This is a genomic window from Qipengyuania flavescens (assembly GCF_029688735.1).
Classification (GTDB): Bacteria; Pseudomonadota; Alphaproteobacteria; order Sphingomonadales; family Sphingomonadaceae; genus Qipengyuania.
On record NZ_JARULD010000001.1, the window covers coordinates 535,815 to 556,699 of the forward strand.

At 63.5% G+C, this 20,885-nt stretch carries 15 protein-coding genes; 8 read left to right on the forward strand and 7 right to left on the reverse strand.

What is annotated here, in order from left to right:
• Nucleotides 1–6: 6 nt before the first annotated feature.
• Together P8R33_RS02685 and P8R33_RS02690 are read right to left on the reverse strand one after the other, a co-directional pair.
• Nucleotides 7–477 carry a MarR family winged helix-turn-helix transcriptional regulator gene (locus tag P8R33_RS02685; protein WP_278327447.1) on the reverse strand — a complete coding sequence of 157 codons (471 nt, stop codon included), beginning with the start codon at nt 475–477 and terminating at the stop codon, nt 7–9.
• 67 nt (nt 478–544) lie between these two features.
• On the reverse strand, nt 545–1,414 hold the full coding sequence (locus P8R33_RS02690) for a crotonase/enoyl-CoA hydratase family protein (protein WP_278327448.1): 870 nt from the start codon (nt 1,412–1,414) through the stop codon (nt 545–547).
• Nucleotides 1,415–1,656: 242 nt separating this feature from the next.
• Here P8R33_RS02690 and P8R33_RS02695 point away from each other — a divergent pair, with 242 nt between their 5' ends.
• On the forward strand, nt 1,657–2,277 hold the full coding sequence (locus P8R33_RS02695) for a DUF305 domain-containing protein (RefSeq protein WP_278327449.1): 621 nt from the start codon (nt 1,657–1,659) through the stop codon (nt 2,275–2,277).
• A 3-nt stretch (nt 2,278–2,280) separates the two neighbouring features.
• On the opposite strand, the gene P8R33_RS02700 is transcribed toward P8R33_RS02695, so the two are convergent.
• Complete coding sequence (locus P8R33_RS02700; protein WP_278327450.1) at nt 2,281–2,547, reverse strand: metal-sensitive transcriptional regulator; 267 nt, start codon at nt 2,545–2,547, stop codon at nt 2,281–2,283.
• A 75-nt stretch (nt 2,548–2,622) separates the two neighbouring features.
• Between P8R33_RS02700 and P8R33_RS02705 the strand changes: the two genes are divergently transcribed.
• The 3 genes from P8R33_RS02705 (at nt 2,623) to P8R33_RS02715 (ending at nt 6,082) form a co-directional block, all read left to right on the forward strand.
• Nucleotides 2,623–4,422 carry a copper resistance system multicopper oxidase gene (locus P8R33_RS02705; RefSeq protein ID WP_278327924.1) on the forward strand — a complete coding sequence of 600 codons (1,800 nt, stop codon included), beginning with the start codon at nt 2,623–2,625 and terminating at the stop codon, nt 4,420–4,422.
• Nucleotides 4,419–5,411, forward strand: a complete 993-nt coding sequence (locus tag P8R33_RS02710) for a copper resistance protein B (RefSeq protein WP_278327451.1) — start codon at nt 4,419–4,421, stop codon at nt 5,409–5,411. Before P8R33_RS02705 ends, P8R33_RS02710 begins: the two co-directional genes overlap by 4 nt.
• Before the next feature lie 71 nt (nt 5,412–5,482).
• On the forward strand, nt 5,483–6,082 hold the full coding sequence (locus P8R33_RS02715) for an SDR family oxidoreductase (protein WP_278327452.1): 600 nt from the start codon (nt 5,483–5,485) through the stop codon (nt 6,080–6,082).
• Between the two features lie 65 nt (nt 6,083–6,147).
• Here P8R33_RS02715 and P8R33_RS02720 read toward each other — a convergent pair whose 3' ends face one another.
• Complete coding sequence (locus P8R33_RS02720) at nt 6,148–6,933, reverse strand: SDR family NAD(P)-dependent oxidoreductase (RefSeq protein WP_278327453.1); 786 nt, start codon at nt 6,931–6,933, stop codon at nt 6,148–6,150.
• Nucleotides 6,934–6,994: 61 nt separating this feature from the next.
• The gene (locus P8R33_RS02725; protein ID WP_278327454.1) at nt 6,995–8,167 is read right to left on the reverse strand and encodes an acetyl-CoA C-acetyltransferase; all 1,173 of its coding nucleotides are present in this window, start codon (nt 8,165–8,167) and stop codon (nt 6,995–6,997) included.
• Nucleotides 8,168–8,517: 350 nt separating this feature from the next.
• On the opposite strand from P8R33_RS02725, the gene P8R33_RS02730 reads away from it, so the two are divergent.
• From P8R33_RS02730 to P8R33_RS02740, 3 genes are all read left to right on the forward strand, one after another.
• Complete coding sequence (locus tag P8R33_RS02730) at nt 8,518–11,427, forward strand: TonB-dependent receptor domain-containing protein (RefSeq protein WP_347569025.1); 2,910 nt, start codon at nt 8,518–8,520, stop codon at nt 11,425–11,427.
• A gap of 124 nt (nt 11,428–11,551) precedes the next feature.
• On the forward strand, nt 11,552–11,863 hold the full coding sequence (locus P8R33_RS02735) for a hypothetical protein (RefSeq protein WP_278327455.1): 312 nt from the start codon (nt 11,552–11,554) through the stop codon (nt 11,861–11,863).
• A gap of 283 nt (nt 11,864–12,146) precedes the next feature.
• Nucleotides 12,147–15,335 carry a TonB-dependent receptor domain-containing protein gene (locus tag P8R33_RS02740; protein ID WP_278327456.1) on the forward strand — a complete coding sequence of 1,063 codons (3,189 nt, stop codon included), beginning with the start codon at nt 12,147–12,149 and terminating at the stop codon, nt 15,333–15,335.
• Between the two features lie 109 nt (nt 15,336–15,444).
• Here P8R33_RS02740 and clpB read toward each other — a convergent pair whose 3' ends face one another.
• Nucleotides 15,445–18,021: an ATP-dependent chaperone ClpB gene (clpB, locus tag P8R33_RS02745; RefSeq protein ID WP_278327457.1), complete on the reverse strand. Its 2,577-nt coding sequence runs from the start codon at nt 18,019–18,021 to the stop codon at nt 15,445–15,447.
• Nucleotides 18,022–18,205: 184 nt separating this feature from the next.
• Between clpB and P8R33_RS02750 the strand changes: the two genes are divergently transcribed.
• Nucleotides 18,206–19,381, forward strand: coding sequence for an acyl-CoA dehydrogenase family protein (locus P8R33_RS02750; RefSeq protein WP_278327458.1), 1,176 nt, complete (start codon nt 18,206–18,208; stop codon nt 19,379–19,381).
• Here P8R33_RS02750 and P8R33_RS02755 read toward each other — a convergent pair.
• On the reverse strand, nt 19,361–20,812 hold the full coding sequence (locus P8R33_RS02755) for an ATP-binding protein (RefSeq protein ID WP_278327459.1): 1,452 nt from the start codon (nt 20,810–20,812) through the stop codon (nt 19,361–19,363). The two genes, P8R33_RS02750 and P8R33_RS02755, sit on opposite strands and share 21 nt — an antisense overlap.
• Between the last annotated feature and the right edge of the window lie 73 nt (nt 20,813–20,885).

Consider the following 20,885-nt stretch of genomic DNA (forward strand, 5'->3'; position numbering starts at 1 on the left):
GCCGGCTCAGTCGGCCAGGCTTTCCGCGTCGAAGTCCCCGGCATTGTCGCGCACGCGGGCGAGCATGTCGCGCAGCGCCTCGCGCTCGTCGGGGCTCAGCACGTCGAACAGCTCCTCCTCGATCTTGCGCGCCAGCGGCATGATGCCGGCATGAACCGCCCTGCCCTCGGCCGTCAGCTCCAGCATGTGCGAGCGGCCGTCCTTCGCATTGGGCGAGCGCTGCACGAGGCCGCGGTCCTCCAGCCGCTTGCAAGCCCGGTTGACCGGCACCTTGTCCATCAGGGTGAGCTGCGAGAGATCCCGCTGCGTCAGCGCGCCGCCATCGCCCAGCACCGCCATGATCCGCCACTCGGTCGTCTTGAGCGCGAACCGCTTGCGATACTGCTCCGCAATCCTGGTCGAGACGGCATTCGAGGCGATCGAGAGCTGGTAGGGCAGGAAGTCGGCAAGGCGCGGGGCGAGTTGATGCTTCGGCATACCGCCATCCTTACCCCCCAGCGCAGTCAAGGCAACCCGGTTGCGCGGGTGACTATCACGCCTGCAACTACTTGTACTCCGGCTCGTCCCACCACGGGTAGAAGTCCGGCATGTCGCCGCTTACCGTGTCTGGATACTCGGGCGCGCGCTTCTCGAGGAAGCTGGCGATTCCCTCCTTCGCGTCGTTGCTGCGGCTGAGGCGATAGATCGCGCGGCTGTCCACCCGGTGCGCGTCCATCGGGTGCCCCCCCGCGCCATTGTGCCACAGCATTGCGCGCGTCATCGCGACCGACACGGCAGAGGTGTTGTCCGCAATCTCCCGCGCGATACCGACGGCTGCATCCATCAGGTCGCCCTGCGGATGGACCGAGCGCACCAGCCCGCGCTCCAGCGCCTCGCCCGCATCGATCAGCCGGCCGGTCATGCACCATTCCAGCGAGGTCTGCATGCCGACCAGCCGCGGCAGGAACCAGCTGCTCGCCGCTTCGGGCACGATCCCGCGTCGCGCGAAGACGAAGCCGAAGCGCGCATTGTCGCTGCACAGGCGGATGTCGAACGGCAGTTGCATCGTCACGCCGACGCCGACCGCAACGCCGTTGCAGGCGCCGATCAGCGGTTTCTTCGACTGGAAGAGCCGCAGCGTCAGCCGCCCGCCCCCGTCGCGCACGCGCTCGTCGGAGAGGTCCTCCACCGGGTTCGGATCGGAGAACACGTGCCCCCCGCCCTCCGGCGTCAGGTCCGCGCCAGCGCAAAAGGCGCGATCGCCATGCCCCGTCACGATCACCGCCCGCACGCTGTCGTCCGCATCGGTCGTGTCGAGCGCATCGATGAACTCGTCCATCATCGTGCGGGTGAAGGCGTTCATCTTCTCCGGACGGTGGAGCGTGACGGTGGCGATGCCATCGGCGATATCGAGCTTGATCTGCGTGTAGGACATATGTTGGCTTTCTCTCCTCTCAGTACCCCCACATGGACCGCATGTTACACGGTCCATGCAAGAAAAACCTGCCACCGGCGTGCAACCGCGAAGCTCTCGTTCTACGGCGCGGGATAGGCGCGGGCGTCATCTGCGCGACGATAGGCACTGCATGCCGGGTAGGAAATCCCCGATCCCCCAGCGCGGACAAAACTCGGAACGATATACCCCCCGGGGGTGTAGAGTGAGAGAAAGGGGACCCTATGACAAGCCACGAAAACCGCTCGAACAGCGCTTCCCATTCCGGAAAATGGACCACGTTCTTCGCCATGATCGCAACCTCGATCGTGACCATGTTCGTGTTGAAATATTCCAACGTTTACGAGCCTGACCATATCTTTTTCAGCCAGACGCGCATGTGGATGGCGCTGATGATGGGCATGGCGATGATCGTCATCATGCTCGGCTTCATGTGGGGCATGTACAAGACCTTCGCGACCAAGATGATCGTCATGGTCGCGGCCATTGCAGGATTCTTCCTGTTCCTGTTCCTGGCGCGCAGTCAGGAAACCGTGGACGATGTTTCATGGGCGAAGGCGATGATCCCGCATCATTCCATTGCCGTGCTCACCAGCCGACGCGCCGAAATTTCCGATCCGCGCATGCGCAAGCTCGCCGACGCGATCATCGAGGCGCAGGTGAAGGAAATCGCCGAGATGAAGCTCATCCTCGAAGATATCGAGGTGAACGGCGAAATGGGCGATGGAACGCCGCTCCCGCCGCGCACAGCAGAGCTGACCCCGGAACTGCTCGAACAAGCGAAGGAAGCGGTGGAACGTGAAATCACGCCCGAATTGCGCGAAGAGGTCGAATTGGGAACGTAGTTCCTAACGGCGTTTTTCGAACAGTTCGACAAGCTCATTGAACTTGACGCGTTGCTCGGCGGGATCGCCGCTGGCGATCGCCTCGGCAACGCAGCAGGCGGCGTGGTCCTTGAGCACCTGGCTCTCTACCTTGGCCAGGGCGGATTTGATTGCCTGGATCTGATGGAGAATGTCGATGCAATAACGCTCGTCTGCGACCATCTGCTGAACGCCGCGCACTTGCCCTTCGATCCGCTTCAGCCGGTTACCGATCGCCTGTTTGTCACTCATGACCCTATTCGCCCTTGAATACCCTATGGGGGTATCTTAGACCGGCTGGCAGGAGATACAAGCCGAGTGACCACATTGCAGACCGACCGCCGCAAATTCATGCTCGGCTCGACCGGCCTTCTGGCAACCGGCCTTGCCGTGCCCGCATGGGCGAGGGGCGAGAGCCTGTCCCACGCGCGGCAGGGGTTCGGCGAGGTTTCGGGCGAGCGTATCGCGCTGTCGGTAGATCGTCACCATTTCGGCGTCGGCGGGCGCAAGGGCCATGCCATTGCGGTCAACGGCACCGTACCCGGCCCTTTGGTCCGGCTGCGCGAAGGCCAGAACGTCCGCCTCGACGTTACCAACAATCTGGTCGAAGATACCTCTATCCACTGGCACGGGCTGCTGCTGCCCTTCCAGTTCGACGGCGTTCCGGGCGTGAGCTTTCCCGGCATCAAGCCCGGCGAGACGTTCACCTACGAATTCCCGATCCGGCAGAGCGGCACCTATTGGTGGCACAGCCACTCCGGCCTGCAGGAGCAGGAAGGCCACTACGGCCCCATCGTGATCGAGAGCGCCGAGCCCGATCCGCGTTACGACCGCGACTATGTCGTTCTGCTAAGCGAGTTCAGCCCGCGCCACCCGCACGAGATCGCACGCATGCTGAAGGTCGGCGAGCACTATTTCAATTACCAGATGCAGACCGCCAGCGAAGGCGACATGCCGCTGGACGAGCGGCTGATGTGGGGCGGGATGCGGATGAACCCGCGCGACATTTCGGACGTGACGGGCGCGACCTACACTTTCCTCGTCAACGGGCACGGGCCGATGGACGGGGTGGAGTATCTCTTCGCGTCGGGCGAGCGGGTGCGGCTGCGGATCATCAACGGCTCCGCCATGACCTTCTTCAACATTCGCATTCCCGGCGTGCCGATGACGGTGATCGCTGCCGACGGCATGGATGTGGCGCCGGTCGAGGTGGACGAATTCCAGATCGGCGTTGCGGAGACCTACGACGTGATCGTCGCGCCGCCTGACGGTAGCCACGCGCTTGTCGCCGAGGCGATGGACCGCAGCGGCATGGGGCTGGCCTCGCTCACCTCGCACAGGGGCCACCGCGCCACGCCGCCGCCGCTGCGCGACCCGGTCACGCTGACCATGGCCGACATGGGCATGGGTTCGATGGACGGCGCACACGGCGGTGCGATGAACCACGATGCGCCCGGCGGTGGTCATGGCGGGATGGACCATTCGGGCATGAACCACGGCGGCGACGACGCGAGTCCCGCGACGGATCACGGATCGATGGACCATGGATCGATGGACCACTCGATGCGCGACACCTCGAAACTGCCGCCCGACGTGAAGGTCGGCCCCGGGATCGACATGGTCGCGCCCATGCCGATGGACCGGATGGACTTCCCCGGCCTCGGCCTAGAGACAGTCGATCACCGCGTGCTGCGTTACACCGACCTGAAGGCCGCGCGGCCGAACCCGCATCGCATGCCGACCCGACAGCTGACTATCCACCTGACCGGCAATATGGAACGCTACATGTGGAGCTTCGACGGCGAGAAATTCTCTGCCGTCACCGACGATCCGATCCGCTTCGCCTATGACGAGCGCGTGCGCGTGAAGCTGGTCAACGACACGATGATGGCGCACCCGATCCATTTGCACGGCCATTTCTTCGAACTGGTCAATGGCGCAGGGATGATGGACCAGCCGCTGAAGCACACGGTCGTGGTCCAGCCGGGCAGCACCGCCACCTTCGACGTTACCGCGAACGAACCGGGCGACTGGGCCTTCCATTGCCACCTGCTCTATCACATGCATGCCGGCATGATGCAGACCGTGACGGTGCGCCCCTTCCCAGCGCCGGAGGACGAGGCATGAGGGCGCACCTTTTCCTCGGCGCAGCGCTGATGCTGGCGGCGGCTCCGCTGGCCGCGCAGGATCATTCGGGCCATGCCATGCCGGATCACTCCGCGCATCAGCAGCAGGCGGAGGAGCAGCCGGATGCGCAGGACCATTCGCAGCACCAGCAGTCACCTGCGCCTTTCGTCCTGCCCGATATGACCGGCGCGCCCCGAATGGACCATTCGACGATGGACCATTCCGCGCATCAGGTCGGCGACCTGCCCGAGGGGCCGCCTCCGCCCAAAGCCTTCGAGGGTCCGCAGCACGCGGCGGATGCGATCTACGGCCCCGCCGTGATGGCCGAGGCCCGCGCAACCAATCATGCGACTCATGGCGATATGAAGACAGGCACGCTGATGGCCGAGCGGCTCGAAGCGCGCATCGGCGAGGGCGAGGACGGCTATCTGTGGGATCTGCAGGGCTGGTACGGCGGCGACATCGACAAACTCGTGATCAAGTCCGAAGGCGAAGGCGAATTCGGCGGGGCAGTCGAGGATGCCGAGGTCCAGGCGCTCTGGGGCCATGCCATCGGCCCGTTCTTCGACCTTCAGGCGGGTGTGCGGCTGGACATCGAACCGGAAACGCGCAGTCACCTCGTGCTCGGCGTGCAGGGCTTGGCGCCCTACATGTGGCACGTCGATGCCGCATCCTTCCTCTCCGACCGCGGCGACCTGACCGCGCGGATCGAGGGCGAATACGACCAGAAGCTCACCCAGCGCCTGATCCTCCAGCCGCGCGCCGAACTGGAGTTGGCAGCTCAGGACATTCCCGAGCGCGAGATCGGCGCGGGCCTGACCAAGTTCGAGACCGGCCTGCGCCTACGCTACGAAATCGCCCGCGAATTCGCGCCCTATGTCGGGGTAGGCTATGAAACCAAGCTCGGCGAGACGCGCTCCATAGCAAAGGCCGCCGGGGACGACCCCGACGGCCTCAAGCTGTTGCTCGGTCTGCGCGCCTGGTTCTGACGCATAGCGCCAATTCTCCTCGGAACGGCCCTGCCTGCCGCCGGTTCGGACCACAACCAAGGAGAAAATCGATGAAAATTCTCGTTGCCGGTTCGACCGGCAATACCGGCACCCGTCTCGTCAAGGAACTGTGCGAACGCGGGCATGACGTCATCGCGCTCGTGCGCGCCTCGTCCGATACGGGCGCACTTCCCGATACCGTCACATTGCGGCAGGGCGATCTTACCGCTCTGGACGACGATGTCGCACAGGGCTGCGAAGTCGTGATCTTCGCCGCCGGTTCGGGCGGCGATACCAGCGCCGAGATGACCGACAAGGTCGACCGCGACGGTGCGAACCGGCTGATCGACATCGCCCAAGCCAGCGATGTCCGCCGTTTCGTCATGCTGAGTTCGGTCGGCGCCGACGATCCGGACCCCGAAAGCGAACTTGCCCACTACCTCGAGGCCAAGCACGCTGCCGACGAGCATTTGAAGCAGAGCAGCCTCGAATACGCCATTCTTCGACCCGTCTCGCTCACCGACGATGGCCCGACGGGTTCGGTCCGGCTGGGCGACGACGTCGATCCCAGCGGCAAGGCCGCACGCGGCGATGTCGCGAAACTGCTTGCCGACGCAGCCGAGCAGGACGAATGGGCAGGCTCGATCCAACTGATGGAAACCGCATACTGAAACGGAAAACGCCGCCGGTTCGGGACGCGAACCGGCGGCGAATATCCTTACCTGCGAAATGACGCCTAGCGCGGTGCCATGCGGATCGCACCGTCGAGGCGCACGTCCTCGCCGTTGAAATAGCCGGTCTCGATCATGCACATGGCGAGATTGGCGTATTCTTCCGCATTGCCGAGGCGCTTGGGGAACGGCACGCTGGCGGCCAGCGCGTCCTTCACTTGCGGCGGGGCCGCATTCATCAGCGGGGTGTTGAAGATGCCCGGCAGGATGGTGTTGACGCGGATGCCTTCGCGCATGAGATCGCGCGCGATGGGCAGCGTCATGCCGACCACGCCGCCCTTCGAAGCGGAATAGGCCGCCTGGCCCATCTGGCCGTCCTCGGCAGCAACCGAAGCCGTGTTGACGATCGCGCCGCGATCGCCCTCATCGCTCAAGGGGTCGAGGCTCATCATGCCGGCTGCCGACTTGGCGATGCAGCGGAAGGTGCCGATGAGGTTCACCTGGATCACGAAATCGAAAGCGCTGATCGGGAAGTGCTTGATCTCGCCCGACTGCTTGTCGCGGCTGGCGGTCTTGATCGCATTGCCGATGCCGGCGCAATTGACCAAGATCCGCTCCTGCCCGTGCGCCTCGCGCGCCTTGGCGAAACCGGCGTCCACATCCTCGTCGCTGGTGACGTTGACCTTGCAGAAGACGCCGCCGATGTCCTTGGCGACCGCTTCGCCCTTTTCCTCGTTCATGTCGAAGATGGCGACCTTGGCGCCCTTGGCTGCGAGCGCGCGCGCGGTGGCTTCACCGAGGCCCGATGCGCCGCCGGTGACGACGGCGGGGGTGTTGGCTGATACTTCCATGAAAAATGTCCTCTCGTAAGATTGAAACTTGGAGCGCCTCGACGCCCGAGCGCGGATGCTCTCAAAGGGCCTCGACGATGGTGACATTGGCGACGCCGCCGCCTTCGCACATCGTCTGCAGGCCGTATTTCTTGCCGCGCGCCTTCAGCGCATGGACCAGGGTCGCCATGAGTTTGGTGCCCGATGCGCCGAGCGGGTGGCCGAGCGCGATCGCGCCGCCGTTGACGTTGAGCTTCTCGGGGTCCGCTCCGGTGTGCTTGAGCCAGGCAAGCGGAACGGGCGCGAAAGCCTCGTTCACCTCGTAAAGGTCGATATCGCCGATGCTCATGCCGGCCCGCTCCAGCGCGCGATCGGTGGCGAACAGCGGCTCTTCCAGCATGATCACCGGATCACCCGCCGTCACGGTCAAATTGTGGATGCGCGCCATCGGGGTGAGGCCGTATTCCTTTAGTGCCTTCTCGGACACGACCAGCACCGCGCTCGATCCGTCGCAGATCTGGCTGCTGGTGGCTGCGGTAATTTTGCCCTCGGGGCTCAGCAGCTTGACGCCGGCAATCCCCTCGAGCGTGGCGTCGAAGCGGATGCCTTCGTCGACCGTGTGGCATTCCTCGCCCTCGGGCGTCTCGATCTCCACGCCGACGATCTCGTTTTCGAAAGCGCCGGACTTCGTGGCCTCGATCGCCTTTTCATGGCTGTGCAGCGCAAAGCGGTCGAGATCGTCCTTGGAGAAGCCGTGCTTCTGCGCGATCATTTCCGCGCCCATGAACTGGCTCCACTGGATGCCGGGATACTTCTCTTCGAGTCCGGGCGACTTGTAGTTGCCGAGGCCCTCTTTCATGTGGAACATCGCGGTCGAGCCCATCGGCACGCGGCTCATGCTTTCCACACCGCTGGCGATGACCACGTCCTGCGTGCCGCTCATGACAGCCTGCGCGGCGAACTGGATTGCCTGCTGGCTGGAGCCGCATTGGCGATCGATAGTGACGGCGGGCACGCCCTCGCCCAGGCGTTTTGCTGCCAGAACGGCGTTCCGCCCGACCTGCATCGCCTGTTCGCCCCCCTGGCTGACGCAGCCCATCACCACATCATCGACCGCCTTCGCTTCGAGGCCGCTACGCTCCATGATCGCATCGAGCGAGGTGGCGGCGAGATCGACCGGGTGGACCCCGGCGAGCCGGCCCCCGCGGCGGCCACCGGCAGTGCGGACGGCTTCTACGATATAGGCTTCGGGCATGGCAGGCTCCTCGTTGACTGGATCGGTTTGAGTTTCGTTTCGCCACTCGCCTATGGGCGCCTTACGTTAAGGTCAAGCGGCACGGAAGGGCGCGCAGAAAATGACGTGCATACGTAAGCGCAATCGCATCGTCTCGCAGCGCCCAACATGTGTGGGATTCGCGCAACACACGTTCGAGCATTACGGAAATCCGCCAGATTTGCTTTGCAATGTAACTATCCTGCGAGGCAGATACCATATTCCGCCGATGGGCCTGTCGTCCGGAAAACCGGTGCAGGCAGTCCATCCATGGGGGTTCTTACACATGCATCGAGTGGTCGATGCATGTAACGGAAGAAGGACACAATCGAGTGAAACTCCAGACATATTTCAAAGCCAGCGCGGCTCCTGCCGCTCTCGGTCTCGCGCTGATCGCGCAGCCGGCGATGGCCCAGGTTTCGGAAGAAACGCCTGAAGCAGAAGCAGCAACGGCTCCGGCAGGACAGGCGATCGTCGTCACCGGCTCGCGCATTGCAGACCCCAATATCGAAAGTGCGAGCCCGGTTGCGGTCGTGACCGCCGAAGAATTGACGCTGCAGCAGGCCAACACGGTCGAAGAATCGCTGCGTCAGATTCCGGGTATCGTCCCTAGCGTCGGTTCCAACGTCAACAACGGTAACGGCGGTTCGACCTACATCAACCTTCGTGGCCTCGGCGCCAACCGCAACCTCGTGCTGTTGAACGGCACGCGCGTCGTTCCGCAAGGTCTCAACGGCCTTACCAACATCGACGTGATCCCGGTTGCTCTGCTCGAGCGGATGGACGTGCTGACCGGCGGTGCCGGCGCAGCCTACGGTGCCGACGCCATCTCCGGCGTCGTCAACTTCATCACCAAGCAGGACTTTTCGGGCGCAGAACTCGCCGCGACCAACGCGATCACCGAAGAAGGTGACGGTTACACGTTCCGTGCAGACCTCACGGTCGGTGGCAACTTCGCCGATGGCCGCGGCAACGCGGTGTTCTCGGTCGGCTACACCGATCGCGAAGCCGTCTTCCAGGGCGACCGGGAATACGGCCGCGAGAACATCTCGTCGTTCAGCGGGCTTCCCGGCGGTTCGTCGACCGCAGTCCCGTCCGTCATAACCGTTCCCGGCACGACCAGCGGAACGCTGCAGGTCGACGGCGATTCGCTGCGTCCGTTCTACGCACCGTTCAACTTCAACCCGTTCAACGTCTACCAGACTCCGCTGGAACAGTACCGCATGTTCGGTTCCGGCCGCTTCGAAATCACCGACGCGATCGAAGTCTTCGCCGAAGGTATGTTCGTTCAGAACACGACTTCGACGATCATCGCTCCGTCGGGTACTTTCCGCAACGTTCTCGAAACCCCCCTCTCCAACCCGTTCCTGACGGCCGGCATCCGCAACCAGATTTGCGGACTCGACACCGATGGGGACACGGCAGGCGTACAGGCCCTCTTCGGCCAGGCGGAATGTGATGCCGCTGCACTGGCGACCGATCCGAACGATCCGAACTATCGTACGGTCGGCATCGACTATGGTCGTCGCTTCGTGGAATTCGGGCCGCGTCTCAACGAGTACCGGACCCGCCTTTTCCAGGTCAAGGCCGGTGCGCGCGGCGCCCTGACCGACAATCTGGACTGGGAAATCTTCGGTGCATACGGCGAGAGCGAAAATGTCTCGCGCCAGTCGGGTAACGGTACGTTCACCCGGCTTCAGCAGTCCGTGCTCTCGACGAACCCGGACACCTGCCTCGACACCTCGAACGACTGTGTGCCGATCAACCTGTTCGGTCCTCTCGGTAGCCTGACCCCCGAAGTTCAGGATTTCCTCGACGTCGGCAACTCCGGCACCGAAGGCGCAGAGCTCAGCCAGATCCAGGCCTTCATTTCGGGCGATCTCGGCTTCGGTATCGCTGCTGATCCGATCAGCATTGCGGCCGGTGTCGAATATCGCGACTACTACGCCTTCAGCCGCTCGGACCTGCTTTCGCAGACGCCCGGCGAGGTGCTCGGCAATGGTGCAGCATCGCCCGACGCCGATGGTAGCTACGACGTGAAGGAAGCCTTCGGCGAACTCATCGTTCCGCTGGTGGTGGATTCTCCGATCGGTGAGGAACTGACGCTCGAACTGGCGGGCCGTGTGTCCGACTATTCGACGACCGGCACCGAATACACCTGGAAGATCGGCGGTACCTATACCCCGGTTTACGGTGTGCAGTATCGCGGTGGTTTCCAGAAGGTGACGCGCGCTCCGAACATTGCCGAACTGTTCGCAGTTCCGACGACGGGCCTCGACAACTTCAGCAACGACCCGTGCGCGGGCGCAGCCCCGACCAACAACGCGAACCTGCGTGCCGTCTGTCTTGCACAGGGCGCCCCGGCTTCTTCGATCGGCAATATCATCGTCGATCCGGCCGGCCAGGTTAACGTCACTTCGGGCGGCAACCCCAACCTCGACGCCGAGAACGCGGAAACGTGGACTGTCGGTGCCGTGATCCAGCCGGGCTTCCTGCGTAACTTCACGCTGACGTTCGACTACTACAACATCACGCTTACCGACGCGATTACCACTCCGACGATCGATGACGTGTTCAGTGCCTGCTTCACCGGCACGCCTTCGGCCACCAATCCGGCATGTACCGCAATCCGTCGTAACCCGGCGACCGGTAACCTGTTCGGCAGCGTCGCGACCACGCCGGGTCTGCCGCTGGTCCTGACCAACCAGGGCCGCGTGTTCACGGACGGCATCGACCTGACCATGAACTTCAACACGGACCTGGGCTTCGGAGGACTCGACCTGAGCTTCTTCGGCAACTGGACGAACCGTTCGACGTTCAAGGCGAACCAGAACGATCCGAACAGCCTCAATCGCGATTGCGTAGGCTACTACAGCATCAACTGCCCCTCGATTCAGCCGGAGTTCTCCTTCACGCAGCGTACCACGCTGAGTGTCGGCGATGCCGATCTGTCTCTGCGGTGGCGCTTCATCGATGCCGTCGAAGTGGAGCCGGAATTCGCTGGTGACTTCCTCGAGGAATTCACCACGATCGGTGCCGAACACTACTTCGACCTGACCGCCAACTTCAACGTTACGGACAACTTCGGCTTCACCGCCGCAGTGATCAACCTGTTCGACAACGAACCGAAGGTGGTCGGCAGCAACATCGGCTCGACCGCATATAACAGCGGCAACATCTACCCCTCGACGTACGACCCGCTCGGCCGTCGTTACTCGGTAACCGCACGTATGACCTTCTGATCTTCGAAGGTAATCGACCAAGGAAAGGGGCGGCGGTTGCCGCCCCTTTTTTTATAAGCTATCATTCGTGGGATTTATGCATTCGGCCCACAGCATTGCGATTTGATCGCTGAAGGACTTCATCATGAAAGCAGCCACCGTCATCATCGCCCTGAGCCTATGCGCTCTCACGACGCCCGTGCACAGCATGCAGTCGAATTCGAAGCAGGCCACATCGGCTGAAACTCGCACGACCGATCGTGAGAAGCGGGACGCAGGCGATGATGCGAAAATCTGCAAATCCTTCAAGGTGACCGGCTCGCGGGCGAAGAGGGAGCGGCTGTGCAAGACACGTGACGAATGGATCGCCTTCTACAGCGAGACTCGCGACGAGGCGGGACGGCTCGCCAATCGCGAGGGCGTCTGCAGCGACGCGAGCATCTGCGGCGGAAACTGATCAACCGGCTGGCCATTCAGCCAGATTGGCCTTTCTACCTGAATGAAATCGAGCCAGGCCCGAAATTTCTGCGGGTTCGCCAGGGGGTGCCGGATGTCAGCAGCTCCTCTGTGGACCGAAAGATCTGACGATCTCGCAAAACTGTTGCAAATTGGTGACCCTTCAATCCCGATCTGCCCTGCTCCAAGGGTTTTCGCCTAGCATTGCTTGCGTCCACCCCAAACGCTTGCTTTTATCGCGCCATCAGCCGGACAACCCCGGCTTGAGTAGGGGACTGACAATCATGAAGAAGACCTTTTCCACCCTGGGTGGACGGGCCGCGCTGTTTACCGGTGCCGGTCTCGCCGCCCTTGCGCTGGCCAATCCGGCCTATGCGCAGGACGTCGATACGTCCGAGCAGGACGCGTCCGAAACGGCCGACGAAGGCCCGGATGCTGTCGTCGATCCGGCTCCGGCAAACGCTATCATCGTTTCGGGTTCGCGTATTGCGCGTCCGAACCTCGAATCGCCGGTTCCGGTCACCAGCGTTACTGCCGAAGACCTGACCAACCAGGGCGACATCTCGCTCGGTGACGCGCTGAACGATCTTCCGTCGCTGCGCACCACCTTCAGCCAGGGCAACTCGACCCGCTTCATCGGCACGGCCGGTCTCAACCTGCTCGACCTTCGCGGCCTCGGCACAAGCCGTACGCTGGTCCTCGTCAACGGCAAGCGCCACGTGACCGCGCTGCCGGGCGACTTCATCGTCGACGTCAACACGATCCCGGTCGACCTGCTCGAGCGTGTCGATGTGGTGACCGGTGGTAACTCCGCCGTTTACGGTTCGGACGCTGTCGCCGGCGTGGTGAACTTCATCCTCAAGCGTGACTTCGAAGGTTTCGCCGTTCGCGGCCAGGCCGGTATTTCGGAAGAAGGCGACCGTGCGACCCGCTTTATCTCCGCAACCTACGGCAAGAACTTCGCCGACGGTCGCGGCAACATCGCGGTTTCCGGCGAGTACGCCAAGTCGGACCCGCTGTACTTCCGTCAGCGCGACGATCTGACCGGGGCCTATAGCGGCCGCTGCCAGTACAATCTTGTCAGCGACGATCCGGGCGACGAAGGTGACTTCGGGAGCGACGGCATCACCGATCTCGAGCCCATTTGCGGTGTTCGCAACGGGTCGATCTCCGACGGTGGTACGCTCGGCAGCCTCGGCGGCGGCGTATATCTTCGCTTTGCGCCGAACGGCAATCTGTTCGTCGATACGCCGGACGATCCGCTTCCGTTCTCGGGCAACGTCGTCGGTGGTGGCGGCTCCACGCTGCGCAACACCGGCCAGCTTGCTGCCGGTCTCGAGCGCTACACGGCGAACATCCTTGCCCGTTTCGACGTCACCGACGCTTTCCGTCCATTCGTCGAAGCGAAGTATGTTCGTCTCGAAGCCATCCAGGAAGGCCAGCCGAGCTTCTTCGTTGGCGGTCCGACCTACGTTGGCGGCAACCCGCTGTTCTGCGACAACGCCTTCCTGAACGATCAGGCGCTCGGCACGCTGCAGAGCTTCGGCCTTTGCTCGGCGGGCCGCACGAACACGCAAACCGTTCCGCTCAGCCGCTTCAACATCGACTTCGGTGGTCGCGGCGAACTGCAGACGCGTGAGACCTATCGCATCGTCGGCGGTATCGAAGGTACGTTCAACGACGACTGGAACTACGAGCTGTCGGCGAACTACGGTCGTCTCGAAACCGACCTGCGTTCGCTGAACAACCTCGTCCTGTTCGATCTCGACGGCAATCCGGCAGGCTTCAACCTGGCTGCCGATGCCGTCCTGAACGGTGCAGGTAACCCGGTCTGCCGCATCAATGCGGACTCCGATCCGAGCAATGACGACCCGAACTGTGTGCCGATCAACCTGTTCGGCTTCGGTGCTCCGAGCCAGGCAGCTCTGGACTACGTCAACACGACCGGTCGCCGCGAAGGCAATGCCGAACAGTTCGTGGTTCTGGCTTCGCTGGCCGGCGACCTGTCGGGTCTGTTCGAACTCCCAGGCGGTCCGATCGCTTTCGCAATCGGCGGTGAATACCGTGAAGAGCGCGCTTTCGAGGCATTCGACGAACTTACCGCAAGCGGCGGCACGTTCCTGAACGCCATCGCGCCGTTCGACCCGCCGGCCCTGAAGGTCAAGGAAGCTTTCGGCGAACTTCGCGTTCCGCTGCTGGCCGACCTGCCCTTCGCCGAAGAGCTGACCCTCAACGGTGCAGCTCGTGTTTCGGACTACAACACCGCAACCGGCACGACCTTCTCGTGGAACGTGAACGGCATCTACGCACCGATCCCGGATATCCGCTTCCGCGCGGGTTACGCCGTCTCGGTTCGTGCGCCGACGCTGAGCGATCTTTACTCGCCGCAATCGGAGAACTTTGCCTTCCTGGCGGACCCCTGTGACATCGGTCAGGGCAATATCAGCGTTAACCCGAACCGCAGGGCAAACTGCGCTGCGGCCGGCGTTCCGACGACCCTGAACGCGGCGGCGGTCGCTGCGTGTGAAGGAAGTTCGGTCGAAGCTGATCGTCGTGAACTCGGCGATCCGTTCATCAACTGCCCTGCGATCACAGCATCGACGGCATACACGTCCGGAGGCAATCCGAACCTTTCGGAGGAAAAGGGTAAATCCCTCACTCTTGGCGTGGTTGTCGAACCGCGCTTCCTGCCCGGCTTCAGTGTGACAGTCGACTATTACAATATTGAGATTGAAGATCAGATCGCCGTCCTCGGCGCTCAGACGATCCTCAACAACTGTTACGATTCGCCGTCTGGGATTGATAACCCCTTCTGTACGACAGTTGCACGCGACGCGACGACCGGGTTCTTCCTTGAGCCGGCCGTGCTTTCGAGCGGTGTCAACTTCGCCTCGCGCGAAACCGAAGGCATCGACATCGACGTGCGGTACAACCGGACCTTCGACAATGGTGACCGTTTGAGCGTGCGCGCAATCGCAACGCACCTGCTCAAGCTGAACTTCTACGAAGATCCGACGCTTCCGGACAATCCGAACCGTATCAAGAGCGAACTGGGCGATCCCGACTGGGCCGCCTCGCTCAATACGACCTACGATTTCGGCGATGTCGCCCTGACCTGGTCGGCGCGTTACATCGGTCCGATGTACAAGAGCGCGTACGAGAACCAGAACCCGTATCCGGGTCTCTGCCCGCCAGAAGGTACGGTAGGCTCGTCGGGTGGTACCTGTACGCCGGGCGAACTGGTCACCCTCGATCCGAACAACGCGGACCAGTATGAAGATCCGACCTTCTCGGATAAGATCTACAACAACTTCCGCGTGACCTTCGATGTGCAGGAAGAGTTCAGCTTCTACCTCGGCGTGGACAACGCGTTCGACGTGAAGCCGCCCTTCGGCCAGCTCGGCATCGCCGGCGGTGAACCTTACGACAACTTCGGTCGTTACTGGTACGCCGGTTTCAACATCGAGCTGTAGGTTCGAGCGAAGGGCGACCTTCGGACCAAAAAGGAAAGGGCCCCGGGAAACCGGGGCCCTTTTTCGTGTGGTGACTGTTTGCGGAGACGGACCCAGCCGCCATCCGGTCTCAGCTGACTGCCATCTCCAGCGCGCCGTCGCCCTCGTCGACCGCCACAGTGGCGCCGTCCGGCACCTCACCGCGCAGGATCTTGTCCGCCAGCGGGTCCTGCAGGTAACGCTGCACCGCCCGCTTCAGCGGCCTTGCGCCATAGACCGGATCGTATCCCACCCGGCCGAGCCACTTCTTCGCGCCCTCTGTCAGGTCAATCGTGATCTTGCGATCCTTCAGCAGCTTCTGCACGCGCGCGACCTGTATTTCGACAATCGGGGCCATGTGCTCCTGCGCCAAACGATGGAAGAGGATGATCTCGTCCAGCCGGTTAAGGAACTCGGGGCGGAAATGTCCGCGCACCACATCCATCACCTGCGGCTCGACATCCTCGACCTTCTGCTCGTCGGTCATCTGCGCGAGATATTGGCTGCCGAGGTTCGATGTCAGGATGATCAGCGTATTGGTGAAATCCACCACGCGGCCCTGCCCGTCGGTCAGGCGCCCGTCGTCGAGCACCTGCAGCAGCACGTTGAATACGTCGCTATGCGCTTTCTCGACCTCGTCGAACAGTACGACCTGATAAGGCCTGCGCCGCACCGCTTCGGTCAGCACGCCACCCTCTTCATAGCCGACATAGCCCGGAGGCGCGCCGATCAGGCGGGCGACCGCATGCTTCTCCATGAATTCGCTCATGTCGATGCGGACCATCGCCTGGTCGTCGTCGAACAGGAAGCCGGCGAGCGCCTTGGTCAGCTCGGTCTTGCCGACACCCGTGGGGCCGAGGAAGAGGAAGCTGCCGAGGGGCCTGTTCGGGTCCTGCAGTCCGGCACGCGCGCGGCGCACGGCCTTGGATACGGCATCGATGGCCTGCGATTGGCCGATCACCCGCTTGGCGAGGATGTTCTCCATATCGAGCAGCTTCTCGCGCTCGCCCGCCATCATCCGGTCGACCGGGATGCCGGTCCAGCGGCTGACGACACCGGCAATGTCGTCTTCGGTGACCTCTTCCTTGAGCAGCGCGTTCTCGGTCTGGCCGCTGGCTTCCGCGAGCTGCTTTTCGAGCTGGGGGATCTTGCCGTATTGCAGCTCGCCCGCCTTGGCGAGGTCGCCTGCCCGTTGCGCCTGCTCCATCTCAATGCGCGCCTGATCGAGCTCTTCCTTGACCCGCGCCTCGGCGTGGATCTTGTCGCGTTCGTTCTGCCAGCGCGTGGTCAGCTCGGAGGACTGCTGTTCGAGTTCGGACAACTCCTTGCGCAGAGCTTCGAGGCGATCCTTCGAGGCGGAATCGCTCTCCTTCTGCAGGGCCTGCTCCTCGATCCGCAGCTGGATGATGCGGCGGTCGAGGCCCTCGATTTCCTCGGGCTTGGATTCGACCTCCATGCGGATCCGCGACGCCGCTTCGTCCATCAGGTCGATGGCCTTGTCGGGCAGGAAGCGGTTCTGGATGTAGCGATTACTGAGCTGCGCCGCCGCGACGATCGCCCCGTCGGTGATGCGCACGCCGTGGTGCAGCTCGTACTTGTCCTTGATGCCGCGCAGGATCGAGACCGTGTCCTCGACGCTCGGCTCGTCGATATAGACGGGCTGGAAGCGCCGCTGGAGTGCGGGGTCCTTCTCGACATATTTCTGGTATTCATCGAGCGTGGTCGCGCCGATGCAGTGCAGTTCGCCGCGCGACAGGGCAGGCTTCAGCAGATTGCCCGCATCCATGCTGCCTTCGCTCGCACCCGCACCGATCAGCGTGTGCATTTCGTCGATGAACAGGATGATCTGGCCATCGGCACCCTTCACCTCGTCGAGCACGGCCTTGAGGCGTTCCTCGAACTCGCCACGATATTTTGCGCCCGCGATCAGCGCGCCCATGTCGAGCGCCATCAGCGTGCGTCCCTTGAGACTGTCGGGCACGTCGCCATTGGCGATGCGGAGCGCGAGCCCTTCGGCAATCGCGGTCTTGCCGGTGCCGGGTTCGCCGATGAGGGCGGGATTGTTCTTGGTCCGCCGGGCGAGGATCTGCACGGTCCGGCGGATTTCCTCGTCGCGGCCGATGACCGGGTCGAGCTTGCCGTCGCGCGCCGCCTGCGTCAGGTCGCGGGCGTATTTCTTCATCGCGTCGTAGCTTTCCTCAGCGCTCGCACTGTCCGCGCTGCGACCACCGGTCGCTTCCTGGATCGCCTCTTCGAGCGACTTCGCATCCACACCGGCGGACTTGACCGCCTTGCCTGCGTCATTGTCCGACAGGGCGAGAGCCTGGAGCAGCCGCTGCACGGGCACGAAGCTGTCGCCCGCCTTCTCCGCCAGCTGTTCGGCCTGGTCGAGTGTGCGCACGGCATCGTTGTCGAGCCCCGGCGTCGACTGCGCCCCGCCGCCGGAAACCGCCGGGATCTTGCCCAGCGCCGTATCGACTTCGGTAATCGCCACGCCAGGATTGCCGCCCGCGCGCTGGATCAGCTGCGCCGCCATGCCCTGATTGTCCTCGAGCAACGCCTTGAGGATATGCAGCGGCGTGATCCGCTGATGGTTCATGCGGATCGCAACGGTCTGCGCGCTCTGCAGGAAGCCCTTGGCGCGGTCGGTGAACTTTTCGAGATTCATCTGGAAACCCCTGTGCTTGAATATACGCTCGCATATGGTGTTGCGATTATGCAACACAAGCCCTCGCCACAAATTGTACGAGGTGTGTTAGTCGGATATAGGGGTGCGCCCGCGCTTGGCGAGAGGGCGCGCGAATTTTTCTTCGCGATTGACCGGAGGCGTGCTCCGCGCAACTCTTGTGGCCATGACAGCATTCGACGACTGGCGCGCCCGCTCCCCCTTCTATGACGAAACCCACGACGCGCTCGCGCAAAGCGTGCGGCGCTTCGTCACCCGCGAGATCGCGCCGCAGATCGACAGGTGGGAGGCCGAGGGCGAGTTGCCACGCGAATTGCACCGTAAAGCCGCCGAAGCGGGCATCCTGGGGCTGCGTTATCCGGAGAAGTATGGCGGGCACGAGGAAGGGTTCGACATCTTCCACGGCCTCGTCGTGACGGAGGAACTGGCAGCCGTGGGGGCCGGCGGGCTTGGCGCTTCGCTGATGACGCACGGCATCGGGCTTCCTCCCGTCCTCGCTCTAGGATCGGACGAACTGAAGCAGCGGGTCGCTCCGCCGGTCCTTGCGGGGGAGAAGATCATCGCCCTCGGCATTACCGAAGCAGGCGGCGGATCGGATGTCGCCAATCTTTCGACCACTGCCGTGCGCGACGGCGACGATTACGTTGTCAATGGCGGCAAGATGTTCATCACTTCCGGCATGCGGGCCGACTGGCTGACCTGCGCGGTGCGCACCGGCGGGCCGGGCGCCGGCGGTATCTCGCTGCTGCTGATCGAGATGGACAGCGAAGGGGTTGAGCGCACCCGGCTCGACAAGATGGGCTGGCGCTGTTCGGATACGGCCGCGATCCATTTCAGCGATGTGCGCGTACCGGCCGAGAACCTCATCGGTCCGGAAAATGGCGGCTTCATCGGCATCATGCGCAATTTCAACAGCGAGCGGCTCGGAATGGCGATGGGCTGCTGTGCCTTTGCCCGCGTCGCGATGGCAGAGGCAGCGGATTGGGCGCAGAACCGCGAGACCTTCGGCAAGCCGCTGGTCGGCCACCAGTCGATCCGCATCAAGCTGGCCGATATGGAACGGCAAATCGAGGCGACGCAGGCATGGGTAGACCTGTGCGCATGGCAGGTGCGCGAGGGGCGCGACCGCCCGGCCGATTTCGCCATGCTGAAAGTACAGGCGACGCGCATGCTCGAATCCGTCGCCCGCGAGGCGGCGCAGGTCCTTGGCGGGGCAAGCTACATCACCGGCAGCAAGGTGGAGCGGATTTACCGCGAGGTGCGCGTCAATGCGATCGGCGGGGGCAGCGAAGAGATCATGCTCGATCTCGCCGGACGGCAGCTATTCGGCGGCAGTCGCTAGATCGCCTAACCCGGGCACCATCACCGTGCGATCCCCCCCGAAGTCCTCGCGCACGACAACGAGGCCCTGCCGCTCGAGGTGGTCGAGCAGGCGGCGGATGCGTCCGGGCGAACTGGTGCCATAGGCACGGGCAAGCGCCTCCTCGTCGACCTGCGTTTCGCCCGCATGAGCGGCGCGAGCGATCACCAGGAAGGGTGCGAGCAAATCTTCCTCGACCGCCTCGGCCAGTTCCATGATGCGCGCGGCCGTCTCTTCCGGCAACTCGTCAAGACCAGCGCCCGCCATGGCGAAGCGGCGGCGGAAGGCGCGCATGTCGGGCATCGGACCGATGATCCGTTCGCGCCGGCAGCGGGTGAGGAAGGTCTGGTATTGCGCGCTGGCGGACTGGAAGGCGACGCCATCTTCGTTCGCCATTGCATGGATAATCGCCTCGAGCTGCTCCGCCACGGCGGATGTGTCGCGCGGTTCGGCGGGCGGCGCAACCTGACGCTCTTCCGCTCGCGCGATACTCTGCTCGACGTCCTCGACCCGCGGTGCGGGCGGCGGCGGAGCCGGTGCCGCCTTGGCGACATCTCCGGCAAGGTCGCGTGTCAGCAGCGCTTCCATGTCGGCAGGCGCGGTATCGGGTAGCGCCATTAAACCTTCCGCGCGCGCCTGATGGCCGGTCTTCACAGGGCCGATCTTGCAGGCCAAGGGAAGCCGCGTGATGGCCGGACCGAGCGCGAGGAAGTGCCCGCGCTCCAGCTCGCGAATACGCTCCGCCTGCCGCCGCTCCATGCCAAGCAGGTCGGCAGCGCGCACCATATCGATGTCGAGAAAGGTGCGCCCCATCAGGAAGTTCGACGCTTCGGCGGCGACGTTCTTGGCGAGCTTCGCCAGCCGCTGCGTCGCGACGATGCCCGCCAGCCCGCGCTTGCGCCCGCGGCACATGAGGTTGGTCATGGCCGACAGCGTCATGCGCCGCGTGTCCTCCGCCATCTCGCCCGCAGCCGAGGGGGCGAACATCTGCGCCTCGTCCACGACGACCAGCGCCGGGTACCAGTGCTCGCGCGGAGCATCGAACAGGGCGATAAGGAATTGCGCGGCACAGCGGATCTGTTGTTCCACCTCCAGCCCGTCGAGATCGAGCACAACGCTGGCCCGGTGTTCGCGGATGCGGCGGGCGAGCGCCTCGATCTCGCCCGGCGAATAGGCCGCGCCGTCGATCACTACATGGCCGAATTCCTCGGCCAGCGAAGGGAAATCGCCTTCAGGATCGATCACCACCTGCTGGACCATGCCGGCACTTTCCTCCAGGAGGCGGCGGAGCAAGTGCGACTTGCCGCTGCCCGAATTGCCCTGGACCAGCAGGCGCGTGGCTAGCAGTTCCTCGACATCGAACTCGACCGGTTTGCCGGTGGCGTCATGGCCGATGGTGATCTGCGTGCTCACATACTCTGGCTAGCGAGCCGAATCCCGTTAACGAAATAGCGCACGGCGGGTTTTGCCCAGCCCAATGCGGCCT